Raw genomic sequence first — 19,592 nt, 5'->3', positions numbered from 1 at the left:
CAGGGCGGCCGCGCTGTCTGTCGGCCTCCTAGCGCTTGGTCCAGGGATCGAAGTAGGCGATGGTTGCGATGTCGATCTCGACGCCGGTGTCGAAGCTTCCGCCCGTCGCGCTCTGGCCGGTCACGAACATCTGCACGCCGTGCTTGGTCGCGCTCATGGCGATCGCGTGGCCGCTGTCCAGGGACCCGACGAGACCGTCGTACCGGCCGAGCCACACCTGGCGGCCGCCGGTGGTGTCGTACGCGATCGTCACGTAGTCGCTGCCGGCGTCACTGTCGCTGCTCGTGCCGGTGATGACGACCTTGCTGCCGTCCGGCGTGACCGCGATGCCCCACGAGGTGTCGTCGTAGTGGGCCTTGCCGTCGTAGCGCTGGACCCACTTCCGCTGCCCGGTCGCCTCGTCGTAGGCCACCGTCGTCATGTCGAACCGGGTGCCCTCGCCTTCGGTGTTGCCCGTGACGAAGACCTTCCCCCCGGCCACGGTGACGGCGTACGGGTTGTCGGACGCGTGCCCCGGGCCGTCGTAGCGGTTGCTCCACAGCCGCTTGCCGGTGGCGATGCTGTAGGCCTCCGTGACGAGGTCGGTCGAGGTCGTCGCCGAACTGCTGGCGCCCGTCACGATGACCGACTTGCCGTTCTCGGAGACCGTCATCGCCGACGGGACGTCCAGGCCGTGCGCCGGACCGTCGTGGCGGGCCGTCCACTTCTGTGCGCCGGTTGCGGCGTCGTACGCGACCGTGCCCCAGTCGGAGAAGCCCGTCCCGGTGCCCGGGCTCTGGCCGCTGACGATCAGTGTCCTGCCGTCAGGCGTGATCGCGATCATGCGGGAGTCGTCGGTCTTGTGGCCAGGACCGTCGTACGTCTTCGCCCAGGTCTGCTTGCCGCTTTTCGCGTCGTACGCCACCGTGAAGTAGTCGTCGACACCGCCCTCGGCGAGCGTCGTCATCCCGGTCATGTAGACGTGTTTGCCGTCGGGGCTCACCACGTTCTCCCAGGCCGACGAGCTGAGCTTGCCGGGACCGGGGTAGCGCGCGTCCCACTTCTGCGCACCCGTCGCGGTGTCGTAGGCGATCGTCACGGCGTCCGTGCCGGTGTCGACGCCATTGGTCTCACCGGAGACGTAGAGCGTGCGGCCGTCCGGGCTGATGTTGGTGTCGAGGGGCTCGGCGTAGTCGCCCGTCGGGCCCGCATAGCGCGACGTCCACAGCTCGGCGCCGGTCTTCGGGTCGTAGGCGATGGTGACGATGCTCAGGTTCTCCTGACCGGGCGCCGCCCCGTAGTTGAGGGCCGTGACGTAGACCCGCTTGCCCTTCGGGTCGAGGACGACCTGCTCGCCGGAGTCCCGCACGCCCGCGACGCCGGTGACGGCGGTCCAGGCCTCCGCCACGGGTCGGACCACCATCGGGATCCGCACGCGGTGCTTGCCGTCGGTCCAGGTCAGGGAGCCCGACACGTAGGTGTTGACGGCCGCGGTGGTCCGGGTGAACTTCACCTGGAAGGACCGCGTCTCGCCGGGACGCACCGTGAGCCGCTTCGGAGTCACCTGGACGTTCACGCCGGCGAGGCCGCGGACCGAGGGGGTGTAGGTCGCCGAGGAGGACCCGACGTTGGTGACCTCACGTGTCACCGTCCGGGCCCCCGGCGCGAGCCGTCCGAGCGCGATCGACGGGGTGTTGAGGGCGCTGGGGTCGAAGGACTTGCCCTTCTTGGCCTCGGCGTCGCAGACGTCCTGTTCGACGCCCTTCGTCGTGCCGCACAGGAACGCGAACCAGTCGTCGGTGCCGCTGTCGTAGACGAGACCCGGGTCCACGGCACTGTTCGGCTGGACGTGTCCGGCACCCTGCGCGAAGGCGACCACCGGCTTGTCGGCCGAGCCGTCGAGGAGGTCGGTGCCGGTCGTCATCAGGGCCGACTTGATCGCCATCGGCGACCAGTCGGGGTGGCGCTGCTTGAGCAGAGCCGCGAGGCCGGCGACGTGCGGGGCCGCCATCGAGGTACCGCTCATCAGGTTGAAGTCCAGCCCGCCCTGACCCGGCGGGGCGACGGCCGCGAGGATGTCCTGGCCGGGCGCCGCGAGGTCGGGCTTGAGCAGGTCGCCGCCGGCGGCCGTCGTCGGCCCGCGGGAGGAGAAGGACGCGATGTGGGGCGCCGGGGCGTCGTAGCCGATCTTGGCGCCGGCGATCGTCGCGGTGGCGTCGGCGGTGCCGGCGTACTCCTTGACCGCGGCGCGGTCGGCGAGCGGCAGGTGTACCGACGGCACGGAATGGAAGTCGGAGTCGGTGTCGTCGGCATCGCTGCTGGTGTTGACCATGATCATGCCGATGCCGCCGGCCTGCTTCACCGCGAGGCTCTTGTTGACGCGCGGGTTGGAGCCACGCTCACAGACGACGATCTTGCCCTTCACCTTGGCGGGGTCGAGCACGGGCTCGCCGTTGTTGTCGGCGGCCGCGTAGCACTGTTCGGCGAGCGTCTCGCTCGAGGTCGAGAGGCCTGTCGTCTCCTTGCCCGCGTAGACGAGCGGGGCCGGTCCGACCGAGGTGGCCGCGAGCGAAGCTCCGGTGTGGGTCTGCCCGTTCCCCAGGGTCACCGTGCCGGTCGTCGTCCGGTTGTGCGTGTCGGCGGCGACCGTCGTCACCCAGGGCGCCGGGTGCGCGACCGTGTTGGCCTCGGGGCCGCTGTTGCCGGCGGAGGCGGAGACGAAGATGCCGGCCTGGGCCGCGGCGAGGAAGGACACCTCGGACGGGTCGAGCAGGTCGTCGGTCGTACCCGACACGGAGAAGTTGATGACGTCGACGCCGTCGGCGACCGCCTGGTCGATGGCGGCCACGATGTCGGAGTTGGCCCCCGACGCGGTGGAGCCGTCCTTGGTCGACCACAGCGCCTTGTAGGAGGCGATGCGGGCGCGCGGCGCCATGCCCGTGACCGCGCCGAACACGGAGGCCGGCCCGGTGGCGGCGACCCCGTGGTCACCGCCGGAGGTCGAAGAGGTGTGGGTGCCGTGCCCGTTGTAGTCGCGCGCGGAGAGGAATTCCCACGGCATCTGGCTCTTGATGCCGGCGTCGCCGCCCCACGCCTCGTCGAAGTGGCGTGCGGCGACGATCTTGCCGTTGCAGTCGTCCTCGCCCCATGAACCGTCGGTGGCGAGGTCGCAGGTCCCGTGGAAGTCGGTGAGCGGCTTGTACGCCTTCCCGCTGACGTCGGGGTTGGCGAAGCTCTTGCTGTCCGGCCAGACTCCGGTGTCTATCACGCCGATGACGAGGTCCTCGCCGGCCCCCTCCGGGCCTGCGAGCTGGTCCCAGAGACCGCCCGGCTTGTCGAGACCGAGGAAGGCGGGCGTCGATGCCGTCTGCGCCTTCACCTTCCGGTCCTTGGTCACGGCGACGACGTCCGGCATCGCGCGCAGCTGCGCTGCCTGACGGGCCGTCAAGTCGGCCGCGAAGCCGTCGAACGAGTAGGTGTAGCTGTGGAACTTCTTCGCGCCCACGGCCTTCACGGCGCGCTGCTGCCGGTCGTGGAGGTGGTCGACGTACTGCTTGACCTTGGCCGAGCGGGGGTTGATCTTCTTGCCGCGGGCCGGCTTGGTCGCTTCCAGCCCGGATTCGTCGCCGCCATAGGTGACGACGGGAGCCAGGGCCATCTGAACTATGTAGGTCTTCTCCTTGTCAGGGCCTGCCGGGGCCGCCGACCCGGGCACGGCGGCTGTCAGCACGATCGCCGTCAGCGCCGCGGTACCTGGCAACCACCTCCGGAACAGGGAGGAGTTGGTCCGTCTCATTCGTTCGCCTTCCACAGGAAGCTCTGGGATCGAACGCAGACGCTAGCGACGGTGTAACCCGGATATCCTCCGTAGGACACACGGAATTTTGGCGTTAATCTGATCACGACGTTGCGAGATCGGGTCGGCGAGAGGGGCGGAACATGCCCTTGCCGTCGCAGGTGAGCCACGCGGAGGACCCAGCCGACAGCCTGGTCGGACGGCGGGAGGAACTCGCAGTCCTGCAGGCGGCCATCGCCGCCCAGCCGTCCCTCGCCCTCGTCGAGGGCGAGGCCGGTATCGGCAAGAGCCGCTTGGTGCGCGAGCTGCTGGCGTCACCTGCGGTCGTCGGCCGCAGGATCCTGGTCGGGCAGTGCGAGCAACTCCAGGAGCCCCTGCCGCTGTCCCCGCTGCTCGACGCCTTCCGTCAGGTGGGAAACCTGCCGGCCGGCGCCGAGGTGCTCAACCCGGTGCTCGGCGCCCTGGCACCGCTGGTCCCCGAGATCGCCTCGCAGTTGCCGCCGCCCCCGCCGGCACTCACCGACCAAGGAGCGGAGCGACACCGGGTCTTCCGCGCCGCCGTCGCCCTGCTCGACCGGCTCGGCCCCTTGGTGCTCGTGCTGGAGGACGTGCACTGGGCAGACACGGTGACCTTCGACTTCCTGGCCTTCCTCGCCGCACACCTTCCTCCTCGCCTGACCGCGATCCTCGTCGCGCGCACGGAGACCGGGCGGCTCCCGATCCGGGAGGCCTTGGCCCGGGCACCTTCCGGCGCGGCCCGCGTCGTCGGCCTGAGCCCGTTGAACCGGCCGGAAGTGGCTCAGCTCGCCGGCCGGATCCTGCACGCCGACCTCTCTCCTGAGGTCGCCGACCGTCTCTACGACAGGACTGGCGGCATCCCGTTCGTGGTCGAGGAGGTCCTGCGCACCTTCGTGGAGGGCCCGGCAGCGCGCACGATCCCGGCCCGCCCCGAGGCGCTGGACGACCTCGCGGTTCCGGTGGTGCTCCGCGACGTGATCGTGCAGCGCCTCCTCACCCTCGACGACGACGCCCGGCAGGTCGTGAACGCGGCTGCGGTCCTGGGCCTGGTCACCGACGACCGTCTGCTGGCGGAGGTGACCGAGCACGACGCCGGCGAGATCGCCCGATCCCTCGCACGGGCGCAGGCCTTGGGCCTGCTCCACGACAAGGGCGGGCACAGTTGCTTCCGCCATGCGCTGGCCCAGCAGGTGGTGTACGAGGCGGTGCCTGCGGCCGAGCGGCGGTGGCTGCATCTGCGGACCGCCCGTGCTCTGGAAGCTGGGGCGGGCGCACCCACGGCGGCCAGGCTCGCCCATCACTACCGGCTCGCGGGCCGCCACCAGGAGTTCGTCGTCCACGCGGAAGCGGCCGCCGAGGCCGCACTCGCGCACGGCAACGACGCGACGGCCGCCCGCTTCCTGCTGGAGGCGCTCGAAGCGCAAGGCGTCCCGCAGCCGGACCGGGTCCGGCTCGCCCTCAAGCTGGGCAGGGCCGCGGTCGACGGGCTCGCCCACACCGAGGCGCTGCCGATCGTCCACGGGCTGCTGGTGACCGAGCAGTTGCCGGCCGCCGTACGCGGCGAGTTGCGCTTCACTCATGGACGCCTTCTCCGCCAGTCCGGTGACGCCCGCGCCGGCTACCTGGAGATCGGCAACGCCCTCGCGGACCTTGCCGACGAGCCCGCGCTCCTCGGCCGTGCGCTCGCCGTCCTCGCCGCGCCCGAGACGGTCACGGACCGGCACATGCGCGAGCACGTCGCTCGCTGTGACGAAGCGGCGGCGGCCGCGCTGCGCAGCGGCGACCGCAGTGTCGACGTCGCCGTCCGCATCACACGGGCAGGGCTCATGCTCGAGCAGGGCCGGCCGGAGAGCTGGCCGCTGATCGACGACCTGTTGGGCGGGGACGAGCTGCGCACCTCCTACCGGGAGCGTGCGCGCGCGTGCCTCAACTGGGCCCAGGCCGCGCTGCACATCGGCCGCCCGGACCGCGCCGAGGCGCTGCTGGCCGAGGGGCGCCGGGTCTCCGAGCAGGCGGACTACCTGCGCCTGACCGAGGTGGTCGACCTCGTCGCCGCCGCGGTCGATCACGCCGCCGGCCGGTGGGACGGCCTGCTCGACAGTGTTCGCCGGATGGGCGGGGCCGACGCGACGTTCGGGGCGGCGTCCCTGGACTCCCGACTGCTGCACGGCTCGCTGCTCGCGGCGGTCGGCCCGGCCGAGGAGGCCGCCGCCCGCTTCAGCGAGGTGATCGCCGTCGCCGAACGGGTCGGCGCCGTCTGGCCGCTCATCGCGGCGAGGACCGCCATGGCCCAGTTGCTGCTGACGATGGACGACGCGGTCGGCGCCGTCGACCACGCCAGGGCCGCTGTCGCCGACGTCCGCGCGAAGGGGAACTGGGTGTGGGGCGCCGCGCCGGTGGCGTGCCTCGTGGAGGCACTGACCGTACGCGGGCCGGACAGCGAGGCCGCCGCACTCGTCGACGAGTTCGCGGCCGGGCTCGACGGGACTAACTCGCCGCGCGCGCAGGCTGCCCTCCTGACCGCCCGGGGCGCGCTCGCCTCCGCCCACGATCGCGGCGACGATGCCGAGGCTCTGTTCGGGCAGGCGCGTCAGGTCCTCATGGACGCGGGGCTGCGCTACGACGAGGCACAGGCTGCCGAACGGCTCGGCCGGCTCCGCTGCGAGCGCGGGGCGGCGCGGGGCGGTCCCGACCTGGAGGCCGCCCTTCGCTCGTACGGTGCGATGACGGCCTCGCGTGACATCGCGCGCGTCTGCCGCAGCATGCGGCAGTTCGGCGTGCCGATCCCGTATCCCTGGCGGGGTGGACGGCGCTCCCTGGGTCAGACGCTGTCGCCGAAGGAGCACCGGGTGGCCGCTCTGGCCGCCTCGGGCAAGACCAACCAGGAGATCGCCACCGAGCTGTTCCTGTCCCGCCGCACGGTCGAGAGCCACGTCTCCAGCACCCTGCGCAAGCTCGGCTGCGGGTCGCGCAAGGAGCTGGCGGCGATGCTTCTCGACATCGCCGAATGACACCGACCGGTGCCTGTCAGCCCGACAGGAAGGCCGGCCCCGTCCTGCGTTGGGCAGAGTCCGTGTTCTGTGTGTGCGCAGACGCGCCGGCAGGTGACAGGACTTGCACGGTGCACGGAGGCACCGTGCAGCTGTTCCACACGTGTGACCTCATGCCGCCGACTGGCGGTCGGCGGCCCGAATGACCGGAGCTGACATGGAACTCGACGTCCTCGGACTCGGCGAGGAGACCCAACGCGTCTACACCACGCTGATCGGCCTGCCCCACAGCACTGCCTCCGAGGTGGCGAGCGCCTGCAGGGCGAGCACGAGCCAGGCCGGGCGCCAGCTGTCCACCCTGGTGAAGGCCGGCCTCGCGACCAGATCGGCGGGCCGCCCTCCCCGCTTCACCGCCGCCGCCCCCGATGTCGCGGTCACCGAACTGATCAAGGAACGCGAGCGGCAGCTGGGTGCGGCCCGCGCGCTGGTCCACCAACTGGCCGACAGACACCGTGAAGCTCTGCGGATCGCCGACCCGGACATCGCTGTGGAACTGCTCCGCGGTCGTGACGACATCAGCGCTGCCATCCGCCGGCTCACCGACGGCGCCCTCCATCAGATCCGCACCTTCGACCGGCCGCCCTACGTCGACCGCCCCGGCAGCAACCTGGACGACCAACGCCGCAGACAGAGTTCGGGCGTCACGCACCGCGTGGTCTACGACCGGGCTGCGGTCGCATGGCCGGACCGCCTCCGGGACGACATCCTGCCGAGCATACGCTCCGGCGAACAGGCACGTGTGCGGGCACAGTTGCCGATCAAACTCGTGATCGCCGACGACACGCAGGCAGTCATCCCCTTCAGTCTCGCCCCGGGTGGACACCTCACCGCGCACGTGATCCACCGCTCGCCGATGCTGACCGCGCTGGAAGCCCTCTTCGAAGCGGAGTGGGACCGTGCGTCCCCCATTCAGGACCCCGCACCGCCGACCGCCTCACCCGGCACGTCCGGCCGGCCCGATCACCTCTCCCTCGTCAGGCTGCTCGCCGCGGGCTGTTCGGATGCGGCGATCGCCCGTACTCAGGGCTGGAGCGCGCGCACCACCCAACGCCGCATCCGCCAGCTGATGACCGAACTCGGCGCCACCACCCGCTTCCAGGCCGCGGCCCAGGCCGCCCGCCGGGGATGGCTGCACGAGCCTTCGGCGATCACGAAGCCCACGACCGTGAGCGACGGAGGATGACGAGCCGCATGTCGGTCACCGCATCCGTCACCGGGCGGCCGGCCGACTGCTGGCACACCGGCGCTTCCGACGCCGTTGCACCGTACGGACCGCGGACGGAGGTACCTGCTCGACTTCAAGCAGGGCGACACGTGTTCCCCGATCAGGGCACGTATGTCTGACGTGCGCCGCCGCCTCCACGTGGGGTCGAACGACGTGCGCTGCAAAACCCACGCGCAGAGCGCAGGCGGGCACGTCGAGTGCGAGACGCCCGCCACCGAGCGCAGCCTGGCCGATCTATGCCACATGGCATGTAGTCGCCACCCGTCTCACCTGCCGGAGACGTGGTGATGGCACTTAGTTTCTTCTCTCAACGGACCTACACCGTCCGCTGTCGACCTTGAACCAGCGCGGGTCGACCCCAGCTCGGCAGTAGGGGTTCACACGGTGCGCACTTCGAGGCGCACGGCGAACCTCCGCGCGCCGGCAACACCGGCTTCACGCTGAAGTGAAGCTCGTGCCCCTCTCCCCGTGAAACCGCACGGGCCGGTCCCCCTCGACCGGCCCGTGTGCCGCTCGACATCGGCAGACAGCCGAACGGAAGGTCCCCCAGATTGAATTCCTCCAGTAACAGGGCTGCGTCCACACAGGGTTCGCACCGGACCCGGCGGCGCCTGGTCTCGACCGTGGTGGTCACGGCCGCAGCACTCACCTTGTCCGCACTGCCCGCCTCGGCCGGCGCCGCCTCCACTTCCGACGCATCCGCCGACACCCGCCAAGTACCAGCTCTTCCACAGATCAAGGCCACGGCCAGACCAGGAGCCGCCACCGTCCAGCTGTCGCCCGGGCAGCGCCGGAAGCTGCTCGACCAGGCGACCAACACGGCGCCGGACGCCGCCCGTTCGCTGGGTCTGGGCCATCAGGAGAAGCTGATCCCCAAGGACGTCATCAAGGACGCCGACGGAACGGTGCACACCCGCTACGACCGGACGTATGCCGGACCGCCCGTGATCGGCGGAGACCTGTGGTCCATCAGCACGACGGGTCCCACACCGTCACCTACGCCTCCAAGGCGCAGCTGACCCTCCCGACGCCAAGGCCAAGGTGTCGGCCGGCACCGCGAAGAAGTCGGCTGAGCAAAGCCGCGCGCGTAGGGCACTCCGCAAGGGAAACGCACGCAACGCCCCCGCCAGGTCGTCTGGATGATGAACGACAAGCCCCAGCTGGCCTGCTGGGAGACAGTCGTCACCGGCCTGCAGCGGGACGTGGGTCCCCCAGCGAACGCCACGTCGAGACCGACGCCGCGAGCGGCGCCACTCTGAGAACGCCGAACACGTGGAGTCCGCCGCCAGGGCAACAGCCTCTACAGCGTGGCAGGTCACGATCGGTTCCACCCGCCAGGACGACGGCACGTACGCCCTGATCGACCCCGCGCACGGTCAGCACCGACCTCGACTCCAGCGACAGAATCCAACGGGGTCCTGTTCACCGACGCTGACGACGTGTGGGGCGACGGAACGGCGGCGAACCCCGAGACCGCCGCGGTGGACGCGGCCTACGGCGCGCAGACGACGTGGGACTCTCTACCACGACAACTTCGGCCGCAACGGCATAGCCAACGACGGCCGCGGTAGCAGTTCCTCCGGGTCCACTACGAATCCGTGAAAGGCGTCTCGCCAACGCCAACTGGCAGGACGGCTGCTTCTGCATGAGCTACGGCGACGGCGCGGACGGACAGCACCCGGTGACGTCCCTGGACATCGCCGCGCACGAGATGACGCGCACGGAGTCACCTCCGCCACCGCCGGACTGGGCAACAACGGCGAATCGCCGGGCCTCAACGAAGCGATCAGCGACATGATGGCCGCCGCCGTCGAGTTCCACGCCGACAACCCCAACGACGTACCCGACTACTACGATGGCCGAGTTGGACGACCTGCACGGCGACGGCAAGCCCATCCGCTACATGGACCGTCCCTCCAAGGCCGGCATCAGCTCCGTCGGCCACGCGCCCCTGGACTACTGGACGCCGCAGGCGAAGGGGCAGGAGCCGCACATGGTGGCCGGGGTGGGCGACCACTTCTTCTACCGCTCGCCGAGGGCAGCGGACAGAAGACCATCAGCGGCGTGGACTACGACAGCCCCACGTACGACGGGCTCCCCGTGGCGGGCGTCGGACTGACCGACGCCTCGGCCGTGGTGTGCCGCGCGCTCACCGTCTACATGACCAGCACCACCGACTACGCCGGCGCCCGGACCGCGACGCTCCAGGCCGCCGCCGACCTCTACGGCGCCAAGAGCGACGCCTACGAGTCCGTCGCCAACGCCTGGGCGGCCGTCAACGTCGGGATCCGCTACGTCAACCACATCGCCGCGGAACCACTGCCGACCGAGCCGGTGGCGGTCGGCCAGCCGGTCAGCCGTCAGATCACGGCATCCAGCAGTCGTCCCGGCCCGCTGACCTACTCCGCCAAGTCGCTGCCCCAGGGGCTGTCGATCAACCACACCACCGGTCTGATCACCGGCACGCCCGGCAAGGCCGGTGACTACGACTCGGTCATCATCATCACGGACGCGGCGAGGAACATCCGGAAGTTCCCGTTCACCTGGACCGCTCTTGAATCCGGCGGACACTTCTTCGTCAACCCCACCACGTATGTGATCCCCAAGCGGGGCGTGGTCGAGTCCCCACTGGTCGTCCGGAGAAAGCCGGGCAACGCACCCTAATGACCTCATAGGTCTCGATCGATCTCGACCACGAGTTCAGCAATGCCATGGTGATCGACCTGATCGCCCCCGACGGCACCGCCATCCACGTCAAGCCCTGGGGACCCTGGGTGCTCACGCCCAGCCTGCACGAGACCTACACGGTCGACGCCTCAGCGGTGCCCGCGGTAGGCACCTGGAAGCTGCGCGTCACCGACGGCACCCCGGCATCTTCGATCTGGACCCGGGCGCATCTCCAGCGCTGGAGCCTGACCTTCTGAGGCTTTCCCTCAACGGTCGTAACCGGCGTCCGGCCCGGTATAGAGCGCCACGGCCACCGCCTGCGACCAGGGCTTTGCCCCTGGAAGTCATGCGGTGGCCGTGAGCCTTGACGTGGGACCGCGCACTTCAACAAGCCTTCTGTCGAACGAAGACATGCCCTGGTCGCCAGCGGCGTCCGACCGGCCAGGCCGAGCAGAGGTCCCGCCGGCGGGTCCGTGGCCCGACAGGAGCCGGACACGCGGCGGGTCCGGAACTCGCGCGGTGCCTCCCGGGAGCCTCGCCACCCGGGTACCGTCAAGCTCATGCTGTGGATCTCGATCGAACGCATCCGCGAGCCGCAGACCTGCCACTGCGGCGCGTCGGTCGAACAGACGGGCCGCTGGTTCACGCGCGCTACTACTGCTCGCGAAAGCACCGCCGTCGGGGCCGGCTAGCCCAGACCGTAGTAGCCGTCCTCGACTTCTTGTCCTGAGTCTGGTCACACCCGTCCCGCGTCAGCGGCGCGCCACCACATCGGCCAAGGGACGATCCCGTGGCCTCAGTTCGGCACTGCCCGTCCCCGCTCCCGGAGCGGCCCATGCCCAGCGCGGCCACCAGCGTCAGGCCTGCCGACACCACCATCGCCTCGTTCGCTCCCGGCCATGTCGTGGGCCGACGTGGTGAGCGCGATCGTCAGTGCTACGCCGGCACAAGAACCGAGGTAGCGGAAGGACTGCTGCGCCCCCGACCCCATGGCCGCGCGGACTGCCGACACCGAGTCGACGGCCAGCAGCGGCAGCGCTGCATTCAGCGAGGCCGCTGCCCACTCCTGCCACCACGAGTCCCGGCAGCAGGCGCATCCAGGAACCGGCGCCGACCGCGCCCAGCATCCCCAAGGTCCCGGCCGCGTGCAGAACAAAGCTCGATGACCATCTGGCGCGGTGGGACAGGCGGCCGCCGAGGTGGCGCGCCAGGATGGGCGACCACGAAGGACGTGCCCGACCAGAGCGAGAAACAGCCAGGCCGTGCTGATCGCCGACAGCCCCAGAGACCTGCTGGAGCATCGTGGGCAGGAAGCTGAACAGGCCTATCACCGCGAGGCCGGTGAACAGTCCCCTCGACGGACGAAGCCAGGAAGAGCGGTCGCGCAGCAGCGCCAAGTCGATCATCGGCGCGTGCCACCCAAGCCGTTCCATCAGGGCGAACACGGCCGTCAGGAGAATTGCGGCGACGAGCAGAAGAGCAACGGCACTCGCAGCCAGCCGTCCCGGCCCAGGGTCAGCGCCGCCACCAACGCCACCAGCGCAGCCGCGAAGGCCAGGGCGCCGACGACATCCGTCCGCCCGCGGCGCGGAGAGCGTGACTCGAGAGCCCGCACAGACCGCACCCCGCCACGATCAGCGCGGCAACACCCAGCACCACATACGCGACGACGCCAAGACGGCATCGAACCGGCAAGAAGCGGCCCCACCGCGATCCCGCCGCTCACGAATGCTCCCAAACTCCGGTCGCTCGGATCCTGCCCTGGGGGTGGAGTAGGCGTGGACGATCAGTCCCAGGCTGCTCGCAAGAGCGCGGCGCCGGCGGCGCCCTGGGCGATGCGCGCGAGGGTGAACAGTGTGGTCGACGGTGCGAGCGCACCCAGAGCTGTCGCCAACCCGAGTGCGAACGTGCCGGAAACGAAGATCCGGCGGCGGCCGAAGTCGTCGGCGAGGCTGCCTCCGACCAGCAGCAGGGCGGCCAGGCCCAGTGGGCCCCGTCTCAGCGGCCACGCCTGGGCGGAGAGCGGGGTGTGCAGGTCGGAAGCCGCCTCGAGAGGGTCACCATCGGCGCGGTGTAGGTCATCAGGGCGACCGCGGTGGCGGCACCGCCACGGCGAGGGCGAGGCCCGGGCGCTGGAGCGCGTCGGGGCGGCCGGCGGGCCCTGCTCGACGGCGCAGGGCGTTCCCGGCAGGGCAGCTGTCGTCCGGCCTTTCCCTGGTGCCGGCATCAGTGCCGTTCATGAGCTGTCTGTGCCCTCCAGGCCACGGTGGCGCGGCACATATACGAGTGAGTTCATTCACTGAATTCCGGAATGAGATGGGCGCTGAAGTCCCCATCGCTGAACCAACCAACGACGCGCGCCGTCCCGGCCGACCACCGGTGCCGGCCTGGATCCAGTCCCTCAGATCCGGTCAGCCGGGCGCTGATACATCCGAGGCGGCTCCTGTATCCGGTGGCCACAACCGGGTGATGGTGAGCGCCGGATCCAGAGCATCCCCCGTGCGCCCGTCCTACGGACGCGCCGCAGTCCGCACGGTGAGCAGGTTCGGATCGATGTTGGTGAAGTAGGCGCCGCTGGCGATGTAGGTCGATCGTGGCCACGCAACGCGAGCGACGTGGTTCTGGAGTCCGTCGGCTCCGGTCAGCATCGACGGTGTGGCTGCCGTTCGGCCTGACCAGCGCGATCGTGTTGTCCGCGTTGATCGCGGCCAGCAGAGTGTCGCCGGAGCCGGTGAACACGAAGTCGTCAATATTGGCCAGTCCCGTCGCGCGGGTCTCGATGGGCCCGGCGCCGCTCTGCCGGGTGACCGGATGCGCAGCATGGTGCCCTGGTCCAAGTTGAGACCCACACAGAGCCCTTGAGTACCTTGATGCCGTTCGCTCCGAGGAATCCGGCCGCGGCCAGTTCGGGGCCGGTACTCCACACGGGTGGGGCCGCCTCCGGTAAGACGCTCCAGATGGTGCCGAGAACCGAGTCGGCCACGTAGAGACGGTGTGCACTCCGGTCGAGGGCCAGGCCGTTGGGGAGGCCCTCCGGCGGGAAGCGCGGCAATGCGCTGCGGAGTGCCGTCGGCGCGCAGCCGCCACACGCCGGTCAGATCGCTGCTGCCGGTGGCGTAGAGGAAGTACAGGGTGCCGTCGTCGGCGCGGACGATGCCGCCGAGGAACGGCTGCGAGAGGGCCGGAGTGGTGGATCCGGCCGCCGGGGCAGGCAGTGTGGCAAGGATCCGCACCTTGCCATCTGTGGTGATCCGGGCGATCTGTCGGCTGTAGGCGAAGGTCACCACGGCGCTGCCGTCGGGCTCCAGGGTGATGTTCTCCGGACGCTGCCCCTTGGCCATGTCGAGGTGCGCCACGAAGCGCGTGCTCTGCGGCTGGGCGGCCGCGGCCGTGGTCACGGAGCCGTCCGAGGTCACGGCGATGGCTGTCATCACCGCTGAGGCCAGAAGGCCGGTGCGCAGTCTCCTGAGGAGCGTGGTCAGCGAGCTCTCCTTCTTCACAGGTCGAGTCGGGTGGACGCGCCCCGAGAGTGCGGGGCGACCGAGATAGTGGATGAACATGGCTTCGAATGGCGGCAGTTGGCGGTGGGGGCCGGCCGGGTGAGCGCACGGCGATGCGGCCGGAGGGCACAGCGGAGCGATGGGAGCGCGCGCCCGTGGAGCGCGTACGCCACAGCGGCAGGGCAGCCCTCGCTGGGCGGCTGACGCACCGTGTCCGCGCCCCCGCCGCGCCTCTCAGCGCCTGTCGTTCCCGGGAGCCAGGAGTACGGGGATGCGGCTGCCGTGGACGACGGCGTCGCTGACGCGAGGTTGAGCAGGGCTGCGAACAGCCCGTGCCGATGGGGACTCAGGACCAGCAGATCGGCCTGATAACCGGCAGCCGCGGACGAGATGACGGCGGACACCTCGGTCGTCAGGGCGCTGACGAGGGTGCCTTCGGCGGAGACACCCATGTCCCGCAGCGCGGAGACCGCCTCGTCGAGGACCGCCTTGGCTTCCGCGTCGGACTCCAACGGGACCACGGCAGCGAGCTCGGCTGCGGTGGCAACGACGTGCAGAACGCTGACCGTGGCCCCAGTGAGCCGGGCCAGCTCACCGACCGTACGTACCGTGGAGTGGCGTGCCGGACTGGAATCGACGGCAACGAGAATGCGATGGAACACGAGCCTGCGAACCTCTTTCGAACGTGGGTGAACATCAGCGTGGGCGCGCCTCTTGGCGCGGTGGGGCATCCCCGGCAGGTGAGGTCAGGCGGCCAGCAACCGCCGCCGCAGCTCGCCGATTCCGTGGATCGAACTGACGAGTTCGTCGCCTGCCTTCAGCCACCGCTGGGGCGTACGGCCGAGTCCGACGCCCGACGGTGTACCGGTGTAGATGACGTCCCCGGGCGACAGCGGCAGTACCGCCGACAACTTCGCGATGAGAGCCGACACGGGGAAGATGAGCTGCTGGGTGGAGGCGTGCTGCACGCGCTCACCGTTGATGCTGCACATGAGGTAGAGGTTGTCGGGGTCGTCGAACTCGTCGGGGGTGACGAGGCAGGGGCCCATGGGCGAGAAGCCCGGGTAGGACTTCGCCAGGCTGAACTGCGGCGCCGGCCCGCTCATTTGCAGGACGCGTTCAGACAGGTCCTGGCCGATCGTCAGGCCGGCCACGTGGTCCCACGCGTCCGCTTCCCGTACGTCTCGGGCATGGCGGCCAATGACGACGACCAGTTCCACCTCCCAGTCCGTGTTGCCTCCCTCCGGCAGCACCACGTCGGTGACGGGGCCGGTGATGCTGCTGGTGAATTTGGTGAAGACGGGTGGCATGCCTTCGGGCGTGCCGTACCCGGCCTCGGCGACGTGTTCGCGGTAGTTGAGGCCGATGGCGAGGAGCTGGCGTGGTGCCGGCGCCGGAGCGCCGAGATCGGCGGCGTCGAAGGGGGTTCCCGTACCGAGGTCCGCACCCGCGGCCCAGGTCCGGAATTCCTCCCAGCGTTCGTAGACAGCCTGGGGGTTGGGCGAGAACCGGTGGCCACTGGCCTCGTGCACGTCCACGGCCCGGTCGTGCGAGACGAGTACCAGCCGTCCGGACAGGTTGGCGATGCGCATGAACTCTCCTGTACTGGCTCTTCGAAGGGTGCCCGATCGGGCGATGGGGGTCAGACGGGCCGGGTGACGCGCTCGAGGAGCAGCAGCACCGACTGGTACGGGCGGCCCGTGGCGTGCTCCATGCCGATCTCGCAGGTGCGGTTCGCCGAGAGGTAGGCGTCGTAATCGCCCGCCAGAACCTCTTCCGCCTCGTGGGCAGTGGCCGACTCGGTCAGCTCCTTGTGGAGCATGCCGCGGTCCCCGGCGAAGCCGCAGCACTCCGCGTACACGGGGACGCTCACCTCGTGGGCGACGAACTTCGCGAGCTCTTCCAGCTGTTCCACGTCGCCGAGGTGCCTCATCGAACACGTCGGGTGGATGACCGCGCTGTCGACCTTCCGCGACGCCGTGAGGTGGGGCAGCAGTTCGCCGGCGGTCCACACCAGGGAGTCGACCACGTCCAGTTGCTCGTGCTTGCGCTTGTTCTCCGGCGTCAGGTAGGGGACGATCTCGTGCCCGACGCCCAGGGCACAGGAAGAGGCGTCGACGACGAGGGGCAGCGTGCCGCCGTCCGTCCACTCCCAGGCCTTCTCAACGGTCTGGTTGGCCATGAAGGCGTTGCCGTCGTCGTATCCCTTGGAGTGCCAGATGGTCGCGCAGCAGGAGCCGACGAGGTCCGGTGGAACCCAGAGCGGGCGGCCCGCCCGTCCGGAGAGCCTGACCACGGCCTCCGGCAGAGGGAGGTCCTCCCCTGCCTCAGGTCCCGCGAAGATGCGGTTGACGCAGGCGACGAAGTAGACGGCTGCGGCACCCTCCCGTCGGGTCTCGGGCAAGTGCCCGGGGGCCGGCCCGGGAATCGCGGTGATCCACTCGCGGCACCAGATCAGCTGTCACCACCGTGCGGGCGAGGGACGTGGCACCGTGCAGAAGCCGGTCGTCGACGTGATCCGCGACGCCGAGGGCGATGCGCACGGACGACTCCACTGCACCGAAGTGCCTCGGCGACCCGCTCGGCGCTGCGTTCCGCGAGACCGCCGTGTCGCTGGTGCCGGAACTGCTTCCATCATGGCTCCGGTGTCGATACCGACCGGGCAGGCGATCTTGCAGGTCGAGTCGCCTCGCGCAGGTGCTCTACGGCGTCGTAGCCGTAGGACTCCAACAGGCCCTCGGTCACGGGCGATTCGGCGGGCTGGCGCAGCATCTCGCGCCGGAGCACGATCCGTTGCCGGGGAGTCGTCGTCAGATCACGGCTGGGGCACACCGGCTCGCAGAAGCCGCATTCGATGCAGGGGTCGGCGACGGCACCCGATGGTCGGGATGGTCTTCGCGTGCTGGAGGTGGGCCCCGGGGTCCCGGTTCAGCACGACCTCCCGGAGCGAGCACTCCGTGCGCGTCGAACGCCTGCTTGATCCGCCACATGATCTCCGCTGCCTGTGCGCCCCACTCCGCCTCCAGGAACGGCGTCATATTCGGCCCGTGGCGTGTTCCGCCTTGAGGGAGCCGTCGAATCGGTCGATCACCATGGCGCAGAACTCGTCCATGAACGCCGCGTAGCGGTCGACGTCGTCGGGGCGCGCAGCGTCGAAGGCGAGCAGGAAGTGCAGGTTGCCGTGGGCGCGTGGCCGGCCACCGCGGCGGTGTAGCCGTAGCGTTGCTGCATCTGCGACAGAGCCTCGCACGCCTCGGCCAGGCGCGAGGGCGGGACGGCGAAGTCCTCGGTGATCAGCGCGTCGTGCCCGTGGGCCTGGCCTTGCCCACGGCTGTCATGAACGCCTCGCGGGCGTGCCAGTAGGTCTGCGTTAGGCGGGGGTCGGTCACGAAGCTGTTGGTCACCGAGGGCACCGCCACCAACTCCAGCCCGGCGAGGACGCTTGCGGCGGCACGCTGGTCGGCGAGGTGATCCTCCTCGAGGCGGCACGGAACTCGACCAGCAGTGCGGCGGTGTCCTGCGGCAGGTTCCGCCAGTCGTCGGGCACTCCGTGCACCTCGGCACAGGCACGCAGTGTGTTGCCGTCCATCAGTTCCACGGCACGGCTCCAGCGTGGTTGAAGAGCGGCACCGCGGCAGCCGCGGCGGGCAGATCGAGGGGAAGAACAGGAGTGCCGTGCAGGTCTTCCTGTCCAGCGGGACGGTGCGGAAGACGGTTTCGGCGATGAAGCCCAGGGTGCCCCGCGAGCCGACCATGAGGCCCTGAGGATTCCCACCGCGTCGGAGCCGTCGAGGAACGCATCCAGCCGGTAGCCGCTGGTGTTCTTCAGTTCGTACCTGGCGCGGATGCGCGCCACGAGAGCGCTGTCCCGCTCGATCTCGCCTCTTGAGCGCGAGCAGGGTCGCGCACAGTTCCCTGGCTCCGCCGCGCCTGAAGACGCGCCTCTGCGTCCGGGGCCGCGGTGTCCACGACCAGTCCCGAGGGCAGTACCACGGTCAGGAGGACAGCAACCGGTAGGAGTTGCGGGTGGTGCCGGCGGTCATCCCGGAAGCATTATTGGCCACGACACCGCCGACGGTGCACGCACTGGAACTGGCCGGGTCGGGACCCATGAGCCGGCCGTGCCGGGAGAGCGTGATGTTGGCCCGTCCCACCGTCGTACCCGGCTGTACTCGCGCCCGGTCGCCGCCGTCCAGGACCTCCACACCGGTCCAGTGGCGGCGTACGTCCACCAGGATGTCGTCCCCCTGGGCCTGGCCGTTGAGGGAGGTTCCAGCGGCACAGGGAAGACGACGTGACGACGGTTCTCGCGGGCGAATCGCAGGACGGCTGCCACGTCGCCGACGGTTTCGGCGATGACGACCACACGGGGAACCAGCCGGTACGGGCTGGCGTCCGACGCGTATCTCACCAGGTCCGAGATCTTGTGCAGCACTTTGTGCTCGCCCAGTCGAGCGACGAGGGCGTCCGCAGAGAGGCCGGGGTGCCGGGCGCCCGGCTGTCGGCAGCTGTCGACCGACGGCCCCTGCGTGGTGCGAGGACGCAGCGTCCCCGGTTTCGGATCGAGCAGCGGCATAGCGGGTTGCTCCCTTCTTTCCATGTCGTGGATAGGTGTCATCGCCCGGGACTGTGGGGCGCGGTCAGCTCGGCTTTCATCCGCTCCAGCCGTCCAGGAAGGCCAGGAGCTCGGCGTTGACGACCTCGGGCTGCTCTTCCTGGCAGAGGTGGCCGCACTGGGGAATGGCGACTCCGCGAACGTCGCGGGCCATGCCCTTCCACACGTCGAGAACGTCGTACGCCTCACCGACCGCGCTGAAGTTCTCGCCCCGCATGGTCAGCACAGGGCAGTCGATGAGCTGGTCCGCGTCCTCACGGTCCTGGGCGACGTCCTCGGCAGCGGCCCGATAGTCCATGCACGAGCCACGGACCGCCCCGGCTGCCGGTAGGCGCGGACATAGACGTCGATCTCCTCGGCCGTCAGCATGTCCGGGTTGTACGACCAGCTGCGGTAGAAGTGCGTCAGCCAAGCTTCCTCGTTGCCGGCGATCAGTGATTCAGGCAGGTCGGGAACCTGGAGGAAGGTGAAGAACCAGTACCCCTGCCGCGCGAGAGCCGCATCGTAGGTGTCCGCAATGACCCTGGTCGGGATGTTTCGTCCATCGCGACGAACCGGTCGACGCGGACACGGAAGTCCTTCGCGAACCGCGTCCCCACCCGCGCGCCGCGGTCGTGACCGACCAGCGCGACCTTCTCGTGCCCCAGGTGGTCCATCAGCGCGGCCACGTCGCTTGGCCATCGTGCGCTTGTCGTAGCGGGACGCGGGCTTCTCCGTATCTCCGTAACCGCGGAGGTCCGGT

At 70.0% G+C, this 19,592-nt stretch carries 15 protein-coding genes and 2 pseudogenes; 9 read left to right on the top strand and 8 right to left on the bottom strand.

Annotated elements, in window-relative coordinates:
• Positions 1 to 28 precede the first annotated feature (28 nt).
• Complete coding sequence (locus RBJ77_RS34205; protein WP_372348527.1) at positions 29 to 3,709, bottom strand: S8 family serine peptidase; 3,681 nt, start codon at positions 3,707 to 3,709, stop codon at positions 29 to 31.
• A 209-nt stretch (positions 3,710 to 3,918) separates the two neighbouring features.
• Here RBJ77_RS34205 and RBJ77_RS34200 point away from each other — a divergent pair, with 209 nt between their 5' ends.
• The 9 genes from RBJ77_RS34200 (at position 3,919) to RBJ77_RS34160 (ending at position 11,427) form a co-directional block, all read left to right on the top strand.
• The gene (locus tag RBJ77_RS34200) at positions 3,919 to 6,804 is read left to right on the top strand and encodes an AAA family ATPase (protein WP_372348526.1); all 2,886 of its coding nucleotides are present in this window, start codon (positions 3,919 to 3,921) and stop codon (positions 6,802 to 6,804) included.
• A 196-nt stretch (positions 6,805 to 7,000) separates the two neighbouring features.
• Positions 7,001 to 8,026, top strand: a complete 1,026-nt coding sequence (locus tag RBJ77_RS34195; RefSeq protein WP_372348525.1) for a helix-turn-helix domain-containing protein — start codon at positions 7,001 to 7,003, stop codon at positions 8,024 to 8,026.
• Positions 8,027 to 8,691: 665 nt separating this feature from the next.
• Positions 8,692 to 9,087: a hypothetical protein gene (locus RBJ77_RS34190; RefSeq protein ID WP_372348524.1), complete on the top strand. Its 396-nt coding sequence runs from the start codon at positions 8,692 to 8,694 to the stop codon at positions 9,085 to 9,087.
• 288 nt (positions 9,088 to 9,375) lie between these two features.
• A complete protein-coding gene (locus RBJ77_RS34185; RefSeq protein WP_372348523.1) occupies positions 9,376 to 9,639 on the top strand; it encodes a hypothetical protein in 264 nt (87 codons plus the stop codon).
• Positions 9,640 to 9,713: 74 nt separating this feature from the next.
• Positions 9,714 to 9,866, top strand: coding sequence for a hypothetical protein (locus tag RBJ77_RS34180; protein ID WP_372348522.1), 153 nt, complete (start codon positions 9,714 to 9,716; stop codon positions 9,864 to 9,866).
• 66 nt (positions 9,867 to 9,932) lie between these two features.
• Positions 9,933 to 10,187 carry a hypothetical protein gene (locus tag RBJ77_RS34175; RefSeq protein ID WP_372348521.1) on the top strand — a complete coding sequence of 85 codons (255 nt, stop codon included), beginning with the start codon at positions 9,933 to 9,935 and terminating at the stop codon, positions 10,185 to 10,187.
• The gene (locus RBJ77_RS34170) at positions 10,133 to 10,732 is read left to right on the top strand and encodes a M4 family metallopeptidase (protein WP_372348520.1); all 600 of its coding nucleotides are present in this window, start codon (positions 10,133 to 10,135) and stop codon (positions 10,730 to 10,732) included. Before RBJ77_RS34175 ends, RBJ77_RS34170 begins: the two co-directional genes overlap by 55 nt.
• A gap of 47 nt (positions 10,733 to 10,779) precedes the next feature.
• Positions 10,780 to 10,992, top strand: a complete 213-nt coding sequence (locus RBJ77_RS34165) for a proprotein convertase P-domain-containing protein (RefSeq protein ID WP_372348519.1) — start codon at positions 10,780 to 10,782, stop codon at positions 10,990 to 10,992.
• 303 nt (positions 10,993 to 11,295) lie between these two features.
• Complete coding sequence (locus RBJ77_RS34160; protein ID WP_372348518.1) at positions 11,296 to 11,427, top strand: hypothetical protein; 132 nt, start codon at positions 11,296 to 11,298, stop codon at positions 11,425 to 11,427.
• Between the two features lie 104 nt (positions 11,428 to 11,531).
• Here the strand turns inward: RBJ77_RS34160 and RBJ77_RS34155 are convergent.
• The 7 genes and pseudogenes from RBJ77_RS34155 to RBJ77_RS34125 all read right to left on the bottom strand — a co-directional run bounded on the left by RBJ77_RS34155 (position 11,532) and on the right by RBJ77_RS34125 (position 19,506).
• A pseudogene (locus tag RBJ77_RS34155) lies at positions 11,532 to 12,931 on the bottom strand (MFS transporter).
• A gap of 314 nt (positions 12,932 to 13,245) precedes the next feature.
• Positions 13,246 to 14,295, bottom strand: a complete 1,050-nt coding sequence (locus RBJ77_RS34150) for a hypothetical protein (protein ID WP_372348638.1) — start codon at positions 14,293 to 14,295, stop codon at positions 13,246 to 13,248.
• On the bottom strand, positions 14,232 to 14,966 hold the full coding sequence (locus RBJ77_RS34145; RefSeq protein WP_372348517.1) for a universal stress protein: 735 nt from the start codon (positions 14,964 to 14,966) through the stop codon (positions 14,232 to 14,234). Before RBJ77_RS34145 ends, RBJ77_RS34150 begins: the two co-directional genes overlap by 64 nt.
• A gap of 15 nt (positions 14,967 to 14,981) precedes the next feature.
• Positions 14,982 to 15,827 (bottom strand): fumarylacetoacetate hydrolase family protein, encoded by an 846-nt coding sequence (locus RBJ77_RS34140; RefSeq protein ID WP_372348516.1) that lies wholly within the window; start codon positions 15,825 to 15,827, stop codon positions 14,982 to 14,984.
• Between the two features lie 50 nt (positions 15,828 to 15,877).
• A pseudogene (locus tag RBJ77_RS34135) lies at positions 15,878 to 18,811 on the bottom strand (FAD-binding and (Fe-S)-binding domain-containing protein).
• Between the two features lie 76 nt (positions 18,812 to 18,887).
• Positions 18,888 to 19,148 (bottom strand): alpha/beta fold hydrolase, encoded by a 261-nt coding sequence (locus tag RBJ77_RS34130; RefSeq protein WP_372348515.1) that lies wholly within the window; start codon positions 19,146 to 19,148, stop codon positions 18,888 to 18,890.
• A 133-nt stretch (positions 19,149 to 19,281) separates the two neighbouring features.
• Positions 19,282 to 19,506 (bottom strand): alpha/beta fold hydrolase, encoded by a 225-nt coding sequence (locus tag RBJ77_RS34125; protein ID WP_372348628.1) that lies wholly within the window; start codon positions 19,504 to 19,506, stop codon positions 19,282 to 19,284.
• Positions 19,507 to 19,592: the final 86 nt, after the last annotated feature.

The organism is Streptomyces sp. KL116D (assembly GCF_030766975.1).
In the GTDB taxonomy this organism is placed as follows: Bacteria; Actinomycetota; Actinomycetes; order Streptomycetales; family Streptomycetaceae; genus Streptomyces; species Streptomyces longispororuber_A.
Note: the sequence above shows the minus strand (reverse complement) of the source record. Positions and strands in the feature narration are given on the sequence as shown.

Coding starts and splice junctions, on each gene's coding strand:
- RBJ77_RS34125 (WP_372348628.1), bottom strand. CDS start 19,506: ATGGACCACCTGGGGCACGAGAAGGTCGCGCTGGTCGGTCACGACCGC.
- RBJ77_RS34180 (WP_372348522.1), top strand. CDS start 9,714: ATGAGCTACGGCGACGGCGCGGACGGACAGCACCCGGTGACGTCCCTG.
- RBJ77_RS34165 (WP_372348519.1), top strand. CDS start 10,780: ATGGTGATCGACCTGATCGCCCCCGACGGCACCGCCATCCACGTCAAG.
- RBJ77_RS34130 (WP_372348515.1), bottom strand. CDS start 19,148: ATGGACTATCGGGCCGCTGCCGAGGACGTCGCCCAGGACCGTGAGGAC.
- RBJ77_RS34145 (WP_372348517.1), bottom strand. CDS start 14,966: ATGCCCCACCGCGCCAAGAGGCGCGCCCACGCTGATGTTCACCCACGT.
- RBJ77_RS34150 (WP_372348638.1), bottom strand. CDS start 14,295: ATGTTCATCCACTATCTCGGTCGCCCCGCACTCTCGGGGCGCGTCCAC.
- RBJ77_RS34195 (WP_372348525.1), top strand. CDS start 7,001: ATGGAACTCGACGTCCTCGGACTCGGCGAGGAGACCCAACGCGTCTAC.
- RBJ77_RS34140 (WP_372348516.1), bottom strand. CDS start 15,827: ATGCGCATCGCCAACCTGTCCGGACGGCTGGTACTCGTCTCGCACGAC.
- RBJ77_RS34160 (WP_372348518.1), top strand. CDS start 11,296: ATGCTGTGGATCTCGATCGAACGCATCCGCGAGCCGCAGACCTGCCAC.
- RBJ77_RS34200 (WP_372348526.1), top strand. CDS start 3,919: ATGCCCTTGCCGTCGCAGGTGAGCCACGCGGAGGACCCAGCCGACAGC.